General features: G+C 55.2%; 13 protein-coding genes and 2 pseudogenes. 4 read left to right on the top strand and 11 right to left on the bottom strand.

All coding sequences use genetic code 11. The features are described from left to right. Positions 1-95: 95 nt before the first annotated feature. Together iagB and AC0XWG_RS22775 are read left to right on the top strand one after the other, a co-directional pair. Entirely contained in the window at positions 96-536 is a 441-nt protein-coding gene (iagB, locus tag AC0XWG_RS22780) for a type III secretion system invasion protein IagB (protein ID WP_028019278.1), read from the top strand. Positions 537-667: 131 nt separating this feature from the next. Continuing rightward, entirely contained in the window at positions 668-2,488 is a 1,821-nt protein-coding gene (locus AC0XWG_RS22775) for a glycoside hydrolase family 19 protein (protein WP_475681105.1), read from the top strand. A 90-nt stretch (positions 2,489-2,578) separates the two neighbouring features. Here the strand turns inward: AC0XWG_RS22775 and AC0XWG_RS22770 are convergent, their stop codons facing one another. The 4 genes from AC0XWG_RS22770 to poxB form a co-directional block, all read right to left on the bottom strand. Then, complete coding sequence (locus AC0XWG_RS22770; protein ID WP_028019276.1) at positions 2,579-3,592, bottom strand: NAD-dependent epimerase/dehydratase family protein; 1,014 nt, start codon at positions 3,590-3,592, stop codon at positions 2,579-2,581. Between the two features lie 93 nt (positions 3,593-3,685). Further along, entirely contained in the window at positions 3,686-5,122 is a 1,437-nt protein-coding gene (locus AC0XWG_RS22765) for an SDR family oxidoreductase (RefSeq protein ID WP_336212561.1), read from the bottom strand. Positions 5,123-5,132: 10 nt separating this feature from the next. Next, positions 5,133-6,134, bottom strand: coding sequence for a low-specificity L-threonine aldolase (gene ltaE, locus AC0XWG_RS22760; RefSeq protein ID WP_475681104.1), 1,002 nt, complete (start codon positions 6,132-6,134; stop codon positions 5,133-5,135). 37 nt (positions 6,135-6,171) lie between these two features. Further along, a complete protein-coding gene (gene poxB / locus AC0XWG_RS22755; protein WP_475681103.1) occupies positions 6,172-7,890 on the bottom strand; it encodes a ubiquinone-dependent pyruvate dehydrogenase in 1,719 nt (572 codons plus the stop codon). A 151-nt stretch (positions 7,891-8,041) separates the two neighbouring features. Here poxB and AC0XWG_RS22750 point away from each other — a divergent pair, with 151 nt between their 5' ends. Further along, positions 8,042-8,476 (top strand): DoxX family protein, encoded by a 435-nt coding sequence (locus AC0XWG_RS22750; RefSeq protein ID WP_028019272.1) that lies wholly within the window; start codon positions 8,042-8,044, stop codon positions 8,474-8,476. 59 nt (positions 8,477-8,535) lie between these two features. Here AC0XWG_RS22750 and hcr read toward each other — a convergent pair whose 3' ends face one another. From hcr to AC0XWG_RS22720, 6 genes and pseudogenes are all read right to left on the bottom strand, one after another. After that, positions 8,536-9,504 carry an NADH oxidoreductase gene (hcr, locus tag AC0XWG_RS22745; RefSeq protein WP_475681102.1) on the bottom strand — a complete coding sequence of 323 codons (969 nt, stop codon included), beginning with the start codon at positions 9,502-9,504 and terminating at the stop codon, positions 8,536-8,538. A 10-nt stretch (positions 9,505-9,514) separates the two neighbouring features. After that, positions 9,515-11,167: a hydroxylamine reductase gene (gene hcp / locus AC0XWG_RS22740; protein WP_134707376.1), complete on the bottom strand. Its 1,653-nt coding sequence runs from the start codon at positions 11,165-11,167 to the stop codon at positions 9,515-9,517. 144 nt (positions 11,168-11,311) lie between these two features. Beyond that, the gene (locus AC0XWG_RS22735) at positions 11,312-12,211 is read right to left on the bottom strand and encodes a LysO family transporter (RefSeq protein ID WP_475681101.1); all 900 of its coding nucleotides are present in this window, start codon (positions 12,209-12,211) and stop codon (positions 11,312-11,314) included. A 182-nt stretch (positions 12,212-12,393) separates the two neighbouring features. Then, positions 12,394-12,939: pseudogene (gene aqpZ, locus AC0XWG_RS22730) on the bottom strand (aquaporin Z); the annotation flags it as partial. A 15-nt stretch (positions 12,940-12,954) separates the two neighbouring features. Continuing rightward, a protein-coding gene (locus tag AC0XWG_RS22725; RefSeq protein ID WP_223216367.1) for an IS1 family transposase occupies positions 12,955-13,652 on the bottom strand; the annotation gives its coding sequence in 2 pieces (ribosomal slippage) (positions 12,955-13,403 and positions 13,403-13,652; 699 coding nt in all). Positions 13,653-13,707: 55 nt separating this feature from the next. Next, positions 13,708-13,866, bottom strand: a pseudogene (locus AC0XWG_RS22720) (aquaporin); the annotation flags it as partial. A gap of 292 nt (positions 13,867-14,158) precedes the next feature. On the opposite strand from AC0XWG_RS22720, the gene AC0XWG_RS22715 reads away from it, so the two are divergent. Then, positions 14,159-15,817, top strand: a complete 1,659-nt coding sequence (locus tag AC0XWG_RS22715; protein ID WP_134707378.1) for an ATP-dependent endonuclease — start codon at positions 14,159-14,161, stop codon at positions 15,815-15,817. Here the strand turns inward: AC0XWG_RS22715 and AC0XWG_RS22710 are convergent. Next, positions 15,814-16,770 (bottom strand): VirK/YbjX family protein, encoded by a 957-nt coding sequence (locus AC0XWG_RS22710; RefSeq protein ID WP_475681100.1) that lies wholly within the window; start codon positions 16,768-16,770, stop codon positions 15,814-15,816. The two genes, AC0XWG_RS22715 and AC0XWG_RS22710, sit on opposite strands and share 4 nt — an antisense overlap. Positions 16,771-16,830: the final 60 nt, after the last annotated feature.

Below are 16,830 nucleotides of genomic sequence, written 5' to 3'. Positions count from 1 at the left end.
CGATAATCACTCCCCCTCACGAAGGGGGAGTGATGAAAAATTCATTTTACAGGATGTTGGTAGGGAGAAATAACCGAAACTGTCAGCAGGTAAAAATGAAAAAGATCATTTTGTTGTTATTAATAATAAGCCAAAGCGCACTGGCAAACTGTTGGGATAATGCGGCACGTTATTATCATGTCGACCCGTATTTATTGTATGCCATAGCCAATGTCGAATCCGGTATGAATCCGTATGCGGTGGGACAAAATCATGATGGCACGCGTGATGTTGGGTTGATGCAAATTAACAGCTCACATTTTACGGAACTGGAGACCAGAGGTATTGATGAACGCAGACTGATGACCGAGCCCTGTACCTCCATCATGGTCGGTGCTTCCATTCTGTCCGGAATGATTAAGGTCTATGGCTATAACTGGGAGGCTGTCGGCGCGTATAACGCAGGTTTAAAAAAAGAGAATTATCCGCAGCGTATGATCTATGCCCATAAAGTCTGGAAAAAATATCAGCAATTAAAATTAGCTGCACAATATTAATGTTTTTTATTTTTGAAGAATTCCTCAGGGTGTTCTTCGAAAAGAAAAAACAGCTGTCTGTGGTTTATGTATTAATGGATTAATACATAAACCGGGATTTTAATTTTAACTTCAATTAACAGGAATCGGAAATGAACAAAAGGACGTTACTAAGTGTGCTCGTTGCCGGAGCATGCGTAGCTCCCTTTATGGCACAGGCTGCCTCGCTGCAAGCGACCACCAGTGAGCCATACACCATGAAAGCCAGCGATCTGGCGAAGAAAGAAAAAGAGCTGACCAGTTTCCCGCTGATGGCCTCAGTGAAAGAGACCATTCAGACGCTGGATAATGCGCAGGTTGAACTGATTGAGCCAGGCCGTGCAGCGAACCCGGAAAACGTGAAGCGCGTTGAAGGCATTGTTAAGGCCAGCGACTGGGAATATCTCTTCCCGCTGCGTGCGCAGGCGTACACCTATAGCAACTTCCTGAAAGCGGTCGGTAAATTCCCGGCGCTGTGTAAGACCTATAAGGATGGTCGTGACAGCGACGCCATCTGCCGTAAAGAGCTGGCAACCATGTTTGCTCACTTCGCTCAGGAGACTGGCGGCCATGAAAGCTGGCGTCCGGAAGCCGAATGGCGTCAGGCGCTGGTTCACGTACGTGAAATGGGCTGGAGCGAAGGCCAGAAGGGGGGCTATAACGGCGAATGTAACCCGGACGTCTGGCAGGGTCAGACCTGGCCGTGCGGTAAAGATAAAGACGGCGATTTCCTGAGCTACTTCGGTCGCGGCGCGAAACAGTTGTCTTACAACTACAACTATGGCCCGTTCTCTGAAGCGATGTACGGTGACGTGCGTACGCTGCTCGATAAACCCGAGCTGGTGGCGGATACCTGGCTGAACCTGGCGAGTGCGATCTTCTTATTCGCCTATCCGCAGCCACCAAAACCCAGCATGCTGCAGGTTATTGACGGCACATGGCAGCCGAACGATCGCGATAAAGCCAACGGTCTGGTACCGGGCTTCGGCGTGACCACCCAGATCATCAACGGCGGCGTAGAATGCGGCGGCCCGACTGAAATTGCCCAGTCGCAAAACCGTATCAAGTACTACAAAGAGTTCGCGAACTACCTGAAGGTTCCGGTTCCGGCGAATGAAGTGCTGGGCTGCGCCAACATGAAGCAGTTCGATGAAGGTGGTGCAGGCGCGCTGAAGATTTACTGGGAGCAGGACTGGGGATGGAGCGCGGATACACCAAGCGGTCAGACGTACTCTTGCCAGCTGGTGGGCTACCAGACGCCATACAGCGCGTTCAAAGAGGGCGACTACAGCAAATGCGTACAGCACTTCTTTAACGTGAATATCGTTAACGATGACGGCTCAACAACCACGCCGGATGAAACCCCGGTAACACCAGCGCCATCGGAAGAGGAAACCCCGGCTCCGGCACCCGTTCCGGATGAAACGCCTGCAGAACCGACGGCTGTCAATCACGCACCGGTCGCGCATATTGCCGGCCCAATCGGTGCGGTTGACGCAGGTGCGCAGGTTTCTCTGAGCGCCGAAGGTTCGACAGATGCTGATGGTAACAAGCTGACTTACACCTGGCGCTCTCAGGATGGTCAGACTGTGACGGGTCAGGATAAAGCGGTTGTGACCTTCAGAGCCCCAGAAGCGGCGACGGCGCAGCAGGTTGAAATTAGCCTCACGGTTAGCGACGGTGAACTGAGCAGCACAACCTCTTATCTGCTGAACGTGAAGGCGAAAGCGATTCCGTCTCAGGACGAAGGGACATCCGGCTCTTACGCCGCGTGGAGTGCGAACAGTAAGTACAAAGCAGGTGATATCGTGAACAACCACGGTAAACTGTTCCAGTGCAAACCGTTCCCGTACAGCGGCTGGTGTAACACGGCTCCGGCGTACTATGAACCCGGCGCCGGTCTGGCATGGTCTGACGCCTGGACGGCGCTGTAAAAGCAAACGGCAACCGAAAGGTTGCCGTTTTCGTGTTCGCACTGTGCTGTTGTAGGCCCGGTAAGGCGAAGCCGCCACCGGGCAAAAAGGCTAGCGATGAAGCTTCCCGTGGTCCCGCAACCACGCCGCCGTGCGCACAATCCCTTCATCCAGCGTCACGATCGGTTTATACCCCAGCTCGTTCTCTGCGCGGGTAATATCCAGCGTGAAATCAAAGTTGAGCTTGGATACCCCATAGTGCGTCAGCGCGGGCTCTTTGGCCGATTTACTGCCAAAACGCTCCATGCTGCGGGCGATCATGTCCAGCATCGGGTAGGGCACGGAACGGATACGGCAGTTGATCTGCAGTTCATCAATCAGCCGTTGCACAATGCTGCGTAACGAACACGGCTCGCCGTTGGTGATGTTGTAGGCACGGCCGGAAATCAGCTTATCGCAGTCCGGCTGACTTGCCAGCCACATGGCGTGAACCGCATTTTCATAGTAGGTCATATCCACCAGCGCATCGCCGCCGCGCGGCAGCAGCACGCTGCCGTAGTGGTGCATCATCTGCGCCAGACGCGGAATAAACACCTTGTCGTGCGGCCCGAACAGGCTCTGCGGACGCAGTACCGTAAAACGGGTATGCGGGTTTGACTGCGCCAGCAGGTCAATCACCTCTTCGCTGGCCGCCTTGCTGCGGGCAAACTCACAGGCAAAACGTGCGGGGCGGAAATCTTCCTGTACGTCACGATGGTGGTGATAATCGAAATAGAGCGATGGGGAGGAGATATGGATAAAGTTACGCACGCCCCAGGCAACGGCCCATTCGCCCAGACGGCGGGTTGCCCGCACGTTAGCGAGGTCAAAGGCTTCCTGGGTTCCCCACGGAGAAGTGAAACTGGAGCAGTGCCACAGCGTGTCGATACCGGCGAGCATCACTTTCGCCTGAGAGGAGACCAGCTCCGTCAGGTCAGCATGGACAAACTCTGCGCCCATTTTTTGCAGCAGTTTTCCCATCGCTTCGTTGCGACCGGTAGCCCTGACGCTGATGCCTTTGTTGCGCAGAAATTCGACCGCATTTCGGCCTAAGCCGCTGGTCGCCCCGGTAACCAGTACCTTCATATCAATCCACTGTGTTGAAAAAGAATTTCGTGCGCATTCTTTCGTGAATTACGGCGGGTTGCAATGGGAAAGGTGAAAGAAAGAGAGTTTTATTTAGAACTTTTCCGTCTTTTGTTCTGCCAGTTGCGCAATCCGCTTCGCCATTCCCCGGAAGATAAACAGATGGGCGGGGATCATGAACAACCAGTAGAACAGACCCGGCATCCCGTGCGGATGCCACCAGGCGCGGACATCCAGTTCGCGATGGTCGCCTTTGTCTTTCAGCGTAAAGCAGAGTCGACCCAGCCCCGGAGCTTTCATACCGAACAGCAGTGCCAGCTGCTTTTCCGGCTCGACGATGATGACCTTCCAGCTGTCGACTGCATCGCCCACTTCAAGGTAAGGACGAGCAGGGCGGCCTTTTGCCAGCCTGTGTCCCACCAGCAGATCCATTGCTCCACGCGTTTGCCAGAGAATATTGCCGAAGAAATAACGTTCTTTGCCGCCAATCTGGTTCACCACGTCCCACAGCGCCGCCAGGCTTGCCTGCGTTTTTACCGTGCAGCCGGCCTGTTTGGGATAATAACCATACTCCGGTCGCCAGCGGGCAAACGCCTGGGCGTCGTAACCCCAGTCGCTGGAGTTCACCAGTTGCTCTTCTTCTTTCAGCGTATTGCGCACGGCATCATCAAAGCGGATCAGGTCCTGGGGAATGAGTGCCCGCAGCTCGCGATCGTCCGCCAGTAAATCATGTTTGAGTCCCTGGATGAGCGCTTTGGCGGTCGTCGGCGGCACAGAGGTAATCACATTCAAAAACCACACCGAAATCCAGCGGGTTGGAAAGGGGATAGGGATCAGCCAGCGTTTACGGCCGCTGACGCGCATGAAATGTTCAAACTGCTCCTGATAGCTCAGCACTTCCGGGCCTGCCGCCTCCAGCACGCGGTGTTGCTCCGCCGGGTGGTCCAGCAGCGCCACCAGATAATGCAGTAAATTTTCCAGCGCAATCGGCGTGGTGCGCGAACGGACCCAGCGCGGCGGCGTGAGTACCGGCAGGTTGTAGACCATATCGCGCATCACTTCGAAGGCGGCGGAGCCCGCGCCGACGATAATTCCGGCGCGCAGTTCGGTAACAGGGATAGTGGCGCCGCGCAGGGTTTCCGCCGTCAGCTGGCGGGCACGCAGATGATCGGATTGCTCATGTTCGGGCGCCTGGAGCGAGCTTAAAAAAATGACCTGCTTCACCGGCGTTTGCAGCAGGGCATCGCGGACGTTCATCGCCACCTGACGCTCGTGGGCGATAAAATCTCCGCCTTCACCCATGCTGTGCACCAGGTAGTAAAGCGTGTCGACCCCTTCCAGCAGCGCGGGAAGTTCCTTCGGCCAGTTGAGGTCAACATTATGGCAGGTGACGCCAGGCAAACTGAGTTTTTGCAGACGTTCGGTGTTGCGTGCCGCGGCCAGCACCTGATGCCCCTGCTGGCTTAATACAGTGGTGAGATGCTGACCGATATACCCGCTGGCGCCGAGCACCAGAATGCGTTGCGGCACGTGAGGCTCCTTATCGCTGTAAAAACGCCTGCCAGTGTTTCACCACCTCTGACAGCTGTTCGCGGCTCACGTCGAGATGCATGACCAGACGCACGACAGGTGAGGCGTTGATCAGCACGCCACGGGATTTCATAAATTCACCCAGTACGGCAGCGTGTTCGTCACCCACGCGAACGAACAGCATGTTGGTGTCGTGGCGCATAACATCGGCACCTATTTCGCGCAGCTGCGCCGCCATCCACGCGGCGTTGTCGTGATCGTCCTTCAGGCGCGCCACGTTGTTTTTCAGGGCATACAGCCCGGCCGCCGCCAGAATACCCGCCTGACGCATGCCGCCGCCGGTCATTTTACGCCAGCGGTTGGCACGTTTAATGTAGTCCGCATTACCGACCAGCAGGGAACCCACGGGCGTACCCAACCCTTTAGAGAGGCAAATGGTGAACGAATCGCAATATTGCGCGATCTCTTTTAGCTCGCAACCGTACGCCACCACGGCGTTAAAGATGCGTGCGCCATCCACGTGCAGCCCCAGTTTACGCTCACGGGTAAATTCCCACGCCGCCTTCAGATACTCGCGCGGCAAAACTTTACCGTTATGGGTGTTTTCCAGACTGAGCAATTTTGTGCGCGCAAAATGAATATCGTCAGCTTTGATTTTCGCCGCGACTTTATCGAGCGGCAGGGAGCCGTCCGGCGCGGCGTCAATCGGCTGTGGCTGAATGCTGCCGAGCACCGCCGCACCGCCTGCTTCATACAGATAGTTATGCGCGCCCTGGCCCACGATGTACTCTTCGCCGCGCTCGCAGTGGCTGAGCAGCGCCACCAGGTTGGCCTGCGTACCGGTGGGCAGGAACAGAGCGGCCTCTTTCCCGCTGAGCTCTGCGGCATAGCGCTGCAGCTCGTTAACCGTCGGATCGTCACCATAGACGTCGTCCCCGACCGGAGCGGCCATCATCTCTTCGAGCATGGCGCGGCTCGGACGGGTTACGGTATCACTGCGTAAATCAATCATGGCATGTCCTTATATTTAAAAGGCGATGCCAGATGTTTTACCTGAGCCAGTTCGTTTTTGCCAGTTCGATCACCTCATCGCCGCGGCCGTTGATGATGGCGCGCAGCATGTAGAGGCTAAAGCCTTTGGCTTGTTCCAGTTTGATTTGCGGTGGGATCGCCAGCTCTTCTTTGGCGACCACCACGTCCACCAGTACCGGGCCGTCAATGGAAAAGGCGCGCTGCAGGGCTTCATCCACCTCTGACGCTTTTTCCACGCGAATACCGGTGATGCCGCAGGCCTCGGCGATACGCGCGAAGTTAGTGTCGTGCAGCTCGGTGCCGTCCGTGAGGTAGCCGCCGGCCTTCATCTCCATCGCCACGAATCCCAGCACGCTATTGTTGAAAACCACGATTTTAAGCGGGAGCTTCATCTGCACCACCGACAGGAAATCGCCCATCAGCATGCTGAACCCGCCATCGCCGCACATCGCCACGACCTGGCGTTCCGGAGCGGTGGCTTTCGCCCCTAGCGCCTGCGGCATGGCGTTGGCCATCGATCCGTGGTTGAACGAGCCGAGCAGGCGACGTTTCCCGTTCATTTTCAGATAGCGCGCTGCCCAGACGGTTGGGGTACCCACGTCGCAGGTAAAGATGGCGTCGTCGTCAGCAAAATGGCTGATCTGCTGCGCCAGATACTGCGGATGGATGGCTTTGTCGCTCGGTTTGGCGAGATCGTCCAGCCCCTTGCGCGCATCACGATAGTCGCTCAACGCCTTATCGAGGAACTTGCGGTCCGTTTTTTCTTCCAGCAGCGGCAGCAGGGCGGCAAGGGTGGATTTAATATCGCCCACCAGCGCCATATCGACCTTGCTGTGCGCGCCGATACTGGCGGGGTTGATATCAATCTGAATGATTTTAGCGTCCGTCGGGTAGAACGGACGATAAGGGAATTGCGTGCCGAGCAAAATGAGTGTGTCGGCATTCATCATCGTGTGGAAGCCGCTGGAAAAGCCGATTAAGCCGGTCATACCCACATCATAGGGGTTATCGTACTCAACATGCTCTTTGCCGCGCAGGGCGTGGACGATCGGCGCTTTGAGCTTACCGGCGAACTCAAGTAATTCTTTATGTGCGCCTGCACAGCCGCTGCCGCACATCAGGGCAATATTGCTGGAATAGCGCAGCAGTTGCGCCAGTTTTTTCAGCTCTTCTTCGGCTGGCGTCACCACTGGCTGTGGCGCATGATACCAGTGGCTGCTGGCGGTTTCTGGTGCGGCCTTGAGCGCGACGTCGCCAGGTAACACGACCACGGAAACACCCCGATTCAGTACAGCTTTGCGCATGGCAATCGCCAGGACCTGAGGGATCTGCTCGGGTGTCGAAACGAGCTCGCAATAGTGGCTACATTCACGGAACAGCTCCTGCGGATGCGTCTCCTGAAAATAGCCGCTGCCGATTTCTGTAGACGGAATATGAGCGGCAATCGCCAGCACCGGCACGTGGTTACGGTGGCAATCAAACAGACCGTTGATTAAATGCAGGTTTCCCGGTCCACACGATCCGGCGCAGACGGCCAGTTCCCCCGTGAGCTGGGCTTCGGCACCGGCGGCAAAGGCGGCGACCTCCTCATGACGGGTCGGCATCCATTCAATGGTTTTCATCTTGTTGAGACTGTCGCTCAGTCCGTTAAGTGAATCGCCGGTGACACCCCAGATGCGTTTTACGCCTGCTTGTTCCAGGGTTTTCGCTATGTATGCAGCCACGGTTTGTTTCATGGTTGTCCGTCTCCTTTTTGTGATATCGCTTACAAGCTTAGAAGAAAGTCTCCGTATTGCCCGCCGCATCCCCCCAATTAAAAGGTGCTGTTCACGCGCAATTATTCGGCATAATCTGGTGATACCTCAGTGAAAACAGGAATCATTTCAAATGGTTAAATCATTGTTAATTGCTGTTAATGAAAAGCTATCGTGCGACGATCTTGGCAAACTCTTGTTACGACTTGCCGTGGGTGGGCTAATGCTGTTTCACGGCTTGCATAAGTTGTTTGGTGGTGTGGGATTCATCAGCGGCATGCTGGTGGAAAAAGGGTTGCCGGGGTTTATCGCCTATGGCGTTTTGATTGGCGAAGTCGTGGCACCGATCCTGATTATTATTGGGCTCTTTACGCGCCCGGCCGCGCTGGTGCTGGCATTTACGATGATTGTGGCGTGGCTGATGGTGGGAATGGGGGAAACGCTCGCGCTCGATAAGGTAGGCGCATGGGCAATTGAAAGCCTGGTGTACTTCTTTATCGGCTCGCTGGCGGTGGCGTGTCTAGGGGCAGGGCGGTTTGCGGTAGGGAAAGGTCCTGCGTGGCGGTGAGGATAACAAAAGCCCGGTGGCGCTAGCGCTTACCGGGCCTGTGATCGAACGTTTACCGTTTATGCCAGAACCAAATCACCCTGCGGATGACACGAGCAGGCCAACACATAACCTTCTGCAATTTCCGCGTCGGACAGCGTCATAGAACTGGTGACGCTGTACTCCCCGGAGACCACTTTCGTTTTACAGCAGCCGCACACGCCTGCACGACAGGCTGCCACTACGGGGATCTTATTGCTTTCGAGCGCCTCCAGCAGCGTAGTGCCCACACGGCCAAAGAAAGTCTGTGCAGGCTGCAGTTTGCTGAATTTAATCCCGCTGGTAGCCGCTTCTGCCACGGGGGTAAAGAACTGCTCTTTGAAGAAGCGGGTCACGCCGAGCGCTTTCACTTCTTCTTCCACGATGGCCATATACGGCGCCGGGCCGCAGGTCATCACGGTACGATTTGCGATATCAGGCACGCTTTGCAGCAGCTCGCGGCTCAGACGACCGGGCACAAAACCATGGGTTGCGTTATGTTCCGCCACCAGCGTCACCGGATAATCACGCCACTCCCCGGCAAAAATCACATCGTCCGGGGAACGGACGCTGAAGATCGCCTGCACGTCGGCCTGCGGGCGGTTCTTCGCCAGCCAGCGACGCATCGACATAATCGGCGTCACGCCACAACCCGCTGCCAGCAGCAGGAATTTATCGTCTGTTTTGTCGTCACAGGTGAAATCCCCCTGCGCGTCAGACAGCCAGATGTAATCCCCGCGCTTGACGTCACGCGTCAGCCACTGGGAGCCCGCGCCGTCGTCAATGCGGCGGACGGTGAGCGTAATGTATTCGCTCACGCCCGGCGTTGAGGATAGGGTATAGGCGCGCAGGGTGTCCGCCGAATTGCGAACGCTGACCAGCGCATACTGCCCTGCACGGTACGGATAGTAGTCATGGCACAGCAGTGACAGTGTCCATACATCCGGCGTCTCCTGATGGATGTGATGAACCTGCATCCGCCACGGACATTGTGAGGTTGGCATGGTCATGAATAACTCCTTACGCGCTCAGCAGCTGCTTCATATCGTCTTCAACGTTGGTCACGGAACGCAGGCCGAATTTCTCGTTCAGCACGGCCAGCAGGTCCGGCGTAAGGAAGCCCGGCGCAGTGGGGCCGGTCACGATGTTGGTTACGCCCAGAGAGAGCAGGGTCAGCAGGATGACAATCGCTTTCTGCTCAAACCATGACAGCACCAGCGACAGCGGCAAATCGTTCACGCTGCAGCCTAGTTTCTCCGCCAGAGTAACCGCCAGGATGATCGCAGAGTAGGCATCATTACACTGTCCGGCATCCACCAGGCGCGGCAGACCTTCGATGTTACCGAAGTCCAGTTTGTTGAAGCGGTATTTACCGCAGGCCAGCGTCAGGATCAGACAGTCTTCCGGTACGCGGGTGGCGAAATCGGTGAAGTAGTTACGCTCGCCACGCGCGCCGTCACAGCCGCCGACGAGGAAGATATGGCGCAGTTTTTCACGGCTGACGAGATCGATCAGCGTATCTGCAGCCCCGAGCAGTGTTTCACGGCCAAAACCGACGGTAATCAGGTGCGGAATTTCACTGTACGGGAAGCCCGCCATCTGCTGCGCTTGCTTGATGACCGGACCAAAGTCATCGCCCTCAAGGTGGCTTACACCCGGCCAGCCGACGATGCTGCGGGTCCAGATGCGGTCGTCATACGCGCCCACGGTTGGGTCGATGATGCAGTTAGAGGTCATCACGATTGGGCCCGGGAAACGGGCAAACTCAACCTGCTGGTTCTGCCAGCCGCTGCCGTAGTTACCGATCAGATGTTTGAATTTACGCAGCTCTGGATACCCGTGAGCCGGCAGCATTTCACCGTGGGTATAGACGTTAACCCCCGTACCTTCGGTTTGCTTCAGGAGGTTGTAGAGATCTTTCAGGTCATGACCGGAAATCAGGATGCATTTGCCTTCGGTTGCTTTGACATTGACCTGGGTGGGCGTTGGGTGGCCGTAGGTGCTGGTTTCACCGGCGTCCAGAATGCTCATCACTTTGAAGTTCATCTGGCCGATTTCCATTGAGCACTCAAGCAGCGCGTTCATATCTGCAGGCCAGGTGCCGAGCCACGCCATGATGTTGTGGTACTGGGCGTAGATGTCGTTGTCGTATTGACCGAGCACATGCGCGTGCTCCATATAGGCCGCGGCGCCTTTCAGACCGTACAGGCACAGCAGACGCAAGCCAAGGATATTCTCGCCAATGGCCGCTTTGTCTTTGTTTGGGGTGAACTCTGCCGCCTGACGCTGCAACTCGCCCAGATCGTCGCTCACCAGCTGAAGTTCTGACATCGGATTTTCCACGCGGGCGTTAGCGTCCGCCTTCAGACACTGTGCTTTCAGCGCTTCACGCAGGGCAATGGCTTCGCGGGCGTAGCCGACAATGCGCGGAGAGTCGAAGTTAACGTTGGTTAGCGTGGAGAAGAAGGCGCGCGGTGCGAAGCTGTCGACGTAGTGGTCGATGATGCCATATTCACGCGCTTTGCACGCCCATGCGGAAAGGCCTTGCAGGGCCGCAATCAGCAGGTCCTGCAGGTCAGATGTTTCTGCGGTTTTGCCGCACATACCCTGTGCGTAAGAGCAGCCATTGCCTGCCGGGGTACGGATGGTTTGTTCACATTGCACACAAAACATAATCACACCTGTTAAAGTTATATTTGATATACATGTTTAAGGTTATGCTCGTGCCGGAACGGTGAAAAGGGCTTTCTGCGACAAAATAGAGGGAGATTGATTTAGCGCAATTTTGGCGGCAGGTTCGCTACCGCCAAAGAAGTATCAGGCAGAAAAGAATGCCATCAGAACGGGAACCAGCAGGCTCAAAATAAAGCCGTGCACGATGGCGGCGGGCACCATCTCCAGTCCGCCAGAGCGTTGTAATACCGGCAGGGTAAAGTCCATTGAAGTCGCGCCGCACAGACCCAGCGCCGTAGAGCGACTTCGGCGCACCAGACCCGGGATCAGCATAATGGCAATTAACTCCCGTGCCAGGTCGTTAAAGAAGGCGGCGCTACCAATCACCGGGCCGAACGATTCGGTCAGCAGAATCCCGGAGAGGGAATACCAGCCGAAACCTGAGGCCATCGCGAGGCCTGTTTTCAGCGGCAGGTCGAGAATAAAAGCGTTAATCACGCCCGCCACCATGGAGCTGGCGACAACAATGACCGCGACCATCATTCCCCGACGGTTCAGAACAATTTGCTTAAGCGTCATGCCATTATTTCGCAGCTGGATACCGATCAGGAACAGCAGGAAGATCAGCGTATATTCACTGGCCTCTGTTGCGTGCTGTAAAAATGCCCAGCCGGTCAGCCCAAGAAGAAACCCGAGCACCACGACGCCGCACAGTTTTAATGATTCCAGCGCCATCGCAATTCGGGAAGGCAGCTTTTCCTGATGATGATGGTTTTTCCAGGGAACGGTACGTTCAAGCCAGAATAGTGCGGCAATATTACACAGTAAAATAACCACCACGGTAACCACTGAATAATGCAGGATAGAAAGCAGATTGGTCGCCAGATTATCCAGGAAGGCCAGGCTGATCCCCATAAAGAAAAGAATGACGTAAACAATCCAGCTGAGAAAACGGTTGATAAGACGTAATGCGGATTCCTGATGCAGCGGGATAAGGTAGCCCGCAATCAGGGGCAGCAGAATGATGAGGAGTCCTGAAAACATGAACAGCTGGTCCTTTTGAGTATCTGTTAAGCGCCAGTGACACTACCCAATAAAGGCTGTTCAGTAAAGCGGCAAAAAGAAAGCCGGGTGGCGACTGCGCCTTACCCGGCTTGAGTGTATGTGGGGTTATGCGGCCTGATGCCCTCACCCCAACCCTCTCCCACGGGAGAGGGAGAAAATCATTAATCGCGTTTTTCCAGCAGGGTGCGATACAGCACACCGCCCAGAATACCGCCGATGATTGGCATCACCCAGAATAGCCACAGCTGCTCAAGCGCCCAACCGCCCTGGAAAATGGCGACGGCGGTACTGCGTGCCGGGTTGACGGAGGTGTTAGTGACCGGAATAGAAATCAGGTGGATAAGCGTCAGCGCGAGACCAATGGCAATAGGGGCAAAGCCTGCTGGTGCGTGTTTGTCGGTTGCGCCGTGGATCACCAGCAGGAAGCCTGCGGTCAGCACAATTTCAATCACGATGGCAGACAGCATGGAGTAGCCGCCGGGTGAGTGTTCACCGAAGCCGTTAGAGGCAAACCCGCTGGCTGCAGCGTCGAAGCCGGCTTTACCGCTGGCAATCACGTAAAGCACAGCTGCCGCAATAATACCGCCCACTACCTGAGCGACGATGTAGCCAATGACTTCTTTCGCAGGGAAACGGCCGCCCGCCCATAAACCCAATGTCACCGCCGGGTTAAAATGGCCACCCGAAATATGCCCTACGGCAAAGGCGGTAATGACTCCAACTTACTGATAGTGTTTTATGTTCAGATAATGCCCGATGACCTTGTCATGCAGCTCCACCGATTTTGAGAACGACAGTGACTTCCGTCCCAGCCTTGCCAGATGTTGTCTCAGATTCAGGTTATGCCGCTCAATTCGCTGAGTGTAACGCTTGCTGATTACGTGCAGCTTTCCCTTCAGGCGGGATTCATACAGCGGCCAGCCATCCGTCATCCATACCACGACCTCAAAGGCCGACAGCAGGCTCAGAAGACGCTCCAGTGTGGCCAGAGTGCGTTCACCGAAGACGTGCGCCACAACCGTCCTCCGTATCCTGTCATACGCGTAAAACAGCCAGCGCTGACGTGATTTAGCACCGACGTAGCCCCACTGTTCGTCCATTTCCGCGCAGACGATGACGTCACTGCCCGGCTGTATGCGCGAGGTTACCGACTGCGGCCTGAGTTTTTTAAGTGACGTAAAATCGTGTTGAGGCCAACGCCCATAATGCGGGCGGTTGCCCGGCATCCAACACCATTCATGGCCATATCAATGATTTTCTGGTGCGTACCGGGTTGAGAAGCGGTGTAAGTGAACTGCAGTTGCCATGTTTTACGGCAGTGAGAGCAGAGATAGCGCTGATGTCCGGCAGTACTTTTACCGTTACGCACCACGCCTTCAGTAGCTGAGCAGGAGGGACAACTGATGGAGATGGAAGCCACGGGAGCACCTCAAAAACACCATCGTACACTAAATCAGTAAGTTGGCACCATTACCGGCAAAGGCCATGGTTAATACGGTTAAACCAAACGCCAGTGCGACGCCGACAAAACCAATGCCTAATTCCGGGAATGCCGCAGCCAGAACGGCGCTACCGCAGCCACCAAATACCAGCCAGAATGTACCAAAGCATTCTGCTGCCAATTTTCTAAACATAACCACCTCAATAATAAATTTCCGCACGCTTTCCCGCGTACGGGATATATCGCCATAAAGGGATGACGACTCAAAGAGCCGTTATTCTAAAAACCAACAACACCCCTTCGCCACTTAAATAAATTCGATTAATTTGATTTAAGGCAATGTGATGTCAATCCTTGTTCAAATAAGCGGTAAATAGAGCATAGACCAATTCTCGCAAGGACGAATGTTATGCTGTCGTGACAGAACGCCGCCCGCTATACTGCTGATAACTTAAAGGAAAAAGTGGTCATTTCGCGGGGGATTTATGCTTCTCGAACGTGTGGAAATTGTCGGGTTTCGCGGGATTAACCGCCTGTCGCTGCAGCTGGAACAGAACAACGTCCTGATCGGCGAGAACGCCTGGGGTAAGTCCAGCCTGCTGGATGCGCTAACGTTGTTGCTTTCGCCCGAAGATGATTTGTATCACTTCGTCCACGATGATTTCTGGTTCCCACCGGGTGACATCACGGGCCGCGAGAAGCATCTGCATATCATTTTGACGTTCCGGGAATCTGAGCCAGGACGTCATCGCGTGCGTCGCTTCCGTCCGTTATCACCTTGCTGGGTGCCGTGCGATGACGATTTCCATCGTATTTTCTATCGGCTTGAAGGCGAGATGTCGGAAAACGAAGGGGTACTGACCCTGCGTGATTTTCTCGATGAGAAAGCCAACCCGATCCCCCTGGAGAATATCGACGATCTGGCGCGCCACCTGACCCGCCTGACGCCGGTACTACGCTTGCGTGATGCGCGCTTTATGCGGCGTATCCGTAACGGTACCGTACCGCATATGCCGGAAGTGGAAGTCACGGCCCGGGAGCTGGATTTCCTGGCCAGAGAGCTGGTTTCGCGTCCGCAAAATCTGACCGATGGGCAAATCCGTCAGGGATTGTCCGCGATGGTGCAACTTCTCGAACACTATTTTTCCGAACAGGGCACGTCGGAGTCGCGCCATCGTCTGATGCGCCGACGCTCTCATGATGAGCAGCGAAGCTGGCGTTACCTCGATATCATTAACCGGATGATCGACCGGCCTGGAGGCCGTTCCCATCGGGTAATTTTGCTGGGGCTGTTTTCAACACTTCTGCAGGCCAAAGGAACCGTTCGTCTCGACCGGGACGCCCGCCCGCTGCTGCTGGTGGAAGATCCTGAGACCCGTCTGCATCCCATTATGCTCTCCGTGGCATGGCATCTGCTGAATCTGCTGCCGCTCCAGCGCATTACCACCACCAATTCCGGCGAGTTATTATCGCTGACGCCGGTTGAACACGTCTGCCGTCTGGTGCGTGAATCTTCGCGTGTTTCTGCTTTCCGGCTCGGGCCTGGCGGTCTGAACGCGGAAGACGGGCGCCGTATTGCGTTTCATATTCGCTTTAATCGAGCATCGTCGCTTTTTGCCCGCTGTTGGCTGCTGGTGGAGGGGGAAACGGAAACCTGGGTCATCAACGAACTGGCGCGCCAATGCGGCCACCATTTTGATGCCGAAGGCATTAAGGTGATTGAGTTTGCCCAGTCGGGATTAAAACCGTTGATAAAATTTGCCCGCCGGATGGGGATCGAGTGGCATGTCCTGGTAGACGGTGACGAAGCGGGTAAAAAATACGCCTCAACCGTGCGTAGCCTGCTGAATAATGAGCGAGAAGAAGAGCGCGACCATTTAACCATGCTGCCTGCGATGGACATGGAGCATTTTATGTATCGTCAGGGTTTTGACGACGTATTCCACAGAATTGCGATGGTACCTGTAGATGTCCCGATGAACATGCGGCGCGTGATTGCCAAAGCCATTCATCGTTCGTCAAAACCGGATTTAGCCATTGAAGTGGCGACGGAGGCGGGGAAACGGGGCGTGGAATCGGTACCGACGCTGCTGCGCAAAATGTTCTCCCGCGTGCTGTGGCTGGCACGCGGGAAAGCGGATTAAGGTTGGGTTGCCTGGCTCACTTGCTGAATCAGGCTATCCAGCAGTTCGTAGCGGCGGCGATATTCGGAACGTTTTTTACTCGCGATCTCTTCCATCGGTTTACGTGGCATAACAAGCGGCAGCCTAAAGTTACCGTTATCCTGTTTTTCACCGCCGATGGAAACCCAGAAACTGTCGTAATCGGCCAGCAGTTTCCCCTCTTTTTTCTTGCGATAACGCCAGCTGCGATAAATATGGGTGGCGTTACTGACGGCAACAATCTGTTCTACCGGGAAAGCGGTGCCGAGGGTCATTGCGGCTTCAACGAGCAGACGTTTCGGGAACAGGCCATGACAGGCTTTCGTTGCCCCCTGGATAAGCTCGTGCGGAACGTGTGCTTTTGCGCCCTGCAAACCGCCGATAAATAGCGTCGATTTCCCTTCAAACTGGCACAACGTAAAGGTCATTTCTGCCAGCACCGTGTTCTGGCTGTCACAGAAAGCGAGGGTGGCTTCCCCCTCTTTATCCAGGAATGCATCTGCGCACAGACGAACGGTAAATTGCTGTTCATCTTTGCCGGTTAAGGTCAGCAGCGTGAAGCCCTGTTTAGAAAGATAACCATTCAGCAGCGTCGCAGGAAGCTGGCGGCTCATCGTCTGATAGTGCCAGTTGAGGGATTCCAGCGCGTGCTGACTATCCATATTCACCGTTAACCAGGGACGATGCAGCCGGCATGGTAGCCCAGGTTGTACCTGCAACATCTGCATCAGACGCGGTTGTTTTGCCAGACTCGTTAAAAGGCGCGCGGTGCTAACAGGTGACGCCAGCGAACGTAACATGAATTTACGTCGATAGGAGGGATTCTTCCACGCAAGCCCAGGTGTGAGCTGACCGAAAGCCAGATTTTTGAAAAGCTGCCAGCCTGATTTAGGCTGCGGCAGGTTTGAAAAAGGTGTATCGACGATGGAAGACATGATAGATCCTGCTTCTTGTTGAAGAGCTTCATTTCAGCAGGCGAACGTTCAACATCTCGT

The organism is Enterobacter sp. DVT3837 (assembly GCF_056238685.1).
This window is presented reverse-complemented; position numbering and strand designations above follow the sequence as displayed.

Coding starts and splice junctions, on each gene's coding strand:
- iagB (WP_028019278.1), top strand. CDS start 96: ATGAAAAAGATCATTTTGTTGTTATTAATAATAAGCCAAAGCGCACTG.
- AC0XWG_RS22775 (WP_475681105.1), top strand. CDS start 668: ATGAACAAAAGGACGTTACTAAGTGTGCTCGTTGCCGGAGCATGCGTA.
- AC0XWG_RS22770 (WP_028019276.1), bottom strand. CDS start 3,592: ATGAAGGTACTGGTTACCGGGGCGACCAGCGGCTTAGGCCGAAATGCG.
- ltaE (WP_475681104.1), bottom strand. CDS start 6,134: ATGATTGATTTACGCAGTGATACCGTAACCCGTCCGAGCCGCGCCATG.
- poxB (WP_475681103.1), bottom strand. CDS start 7,890: ATGAAACAAACCGTGGCTGCATACATAGCGAAAACCCTGGAACAAGCA.
- AC0XWG_RS22750 (WP_028019272.1), top strand. CDS start 8,042: ATGGTTAAATCATTGTTAATTGCTGTTAATGAAAAGCTATCGTGCGAC.
- hcr (WP_475681102.1), bottom strand. CDS start 9,504: ATGACCATGCCAACCTCACAATGTCCGTGGCGGATGCAGGTTCATCAC.
- hcp (WP_134707376.1), bottom strand. CDS start 11,167: ATGTTTTGTGTGCAATGTGAACAAACCATCCGTACCCCGGCAGGCAAT.
- AC0XWG_RS22735 (WP_475681101.1), bottom strand. CDS start 12,211: ATGTTTTCAGGACTCCTCATCATTCTGCTGCCCCTGATTGCGGGCTAC.
- AC0XWG_RS22715 (WP_134707378.1), top strand. CDS start 14,159: ATGCTTCTCGAACGTGTGGAAATTGTCGGGTTTCGCGGGATTAACCGC.
- AC0XWG_RS22710 (WP_475681100.1), bottom strand. CDS start 16,770: ATGTCTTCCATCGTCGATACACCTTTTTCAAACCTGCCGCAGCCTAAA.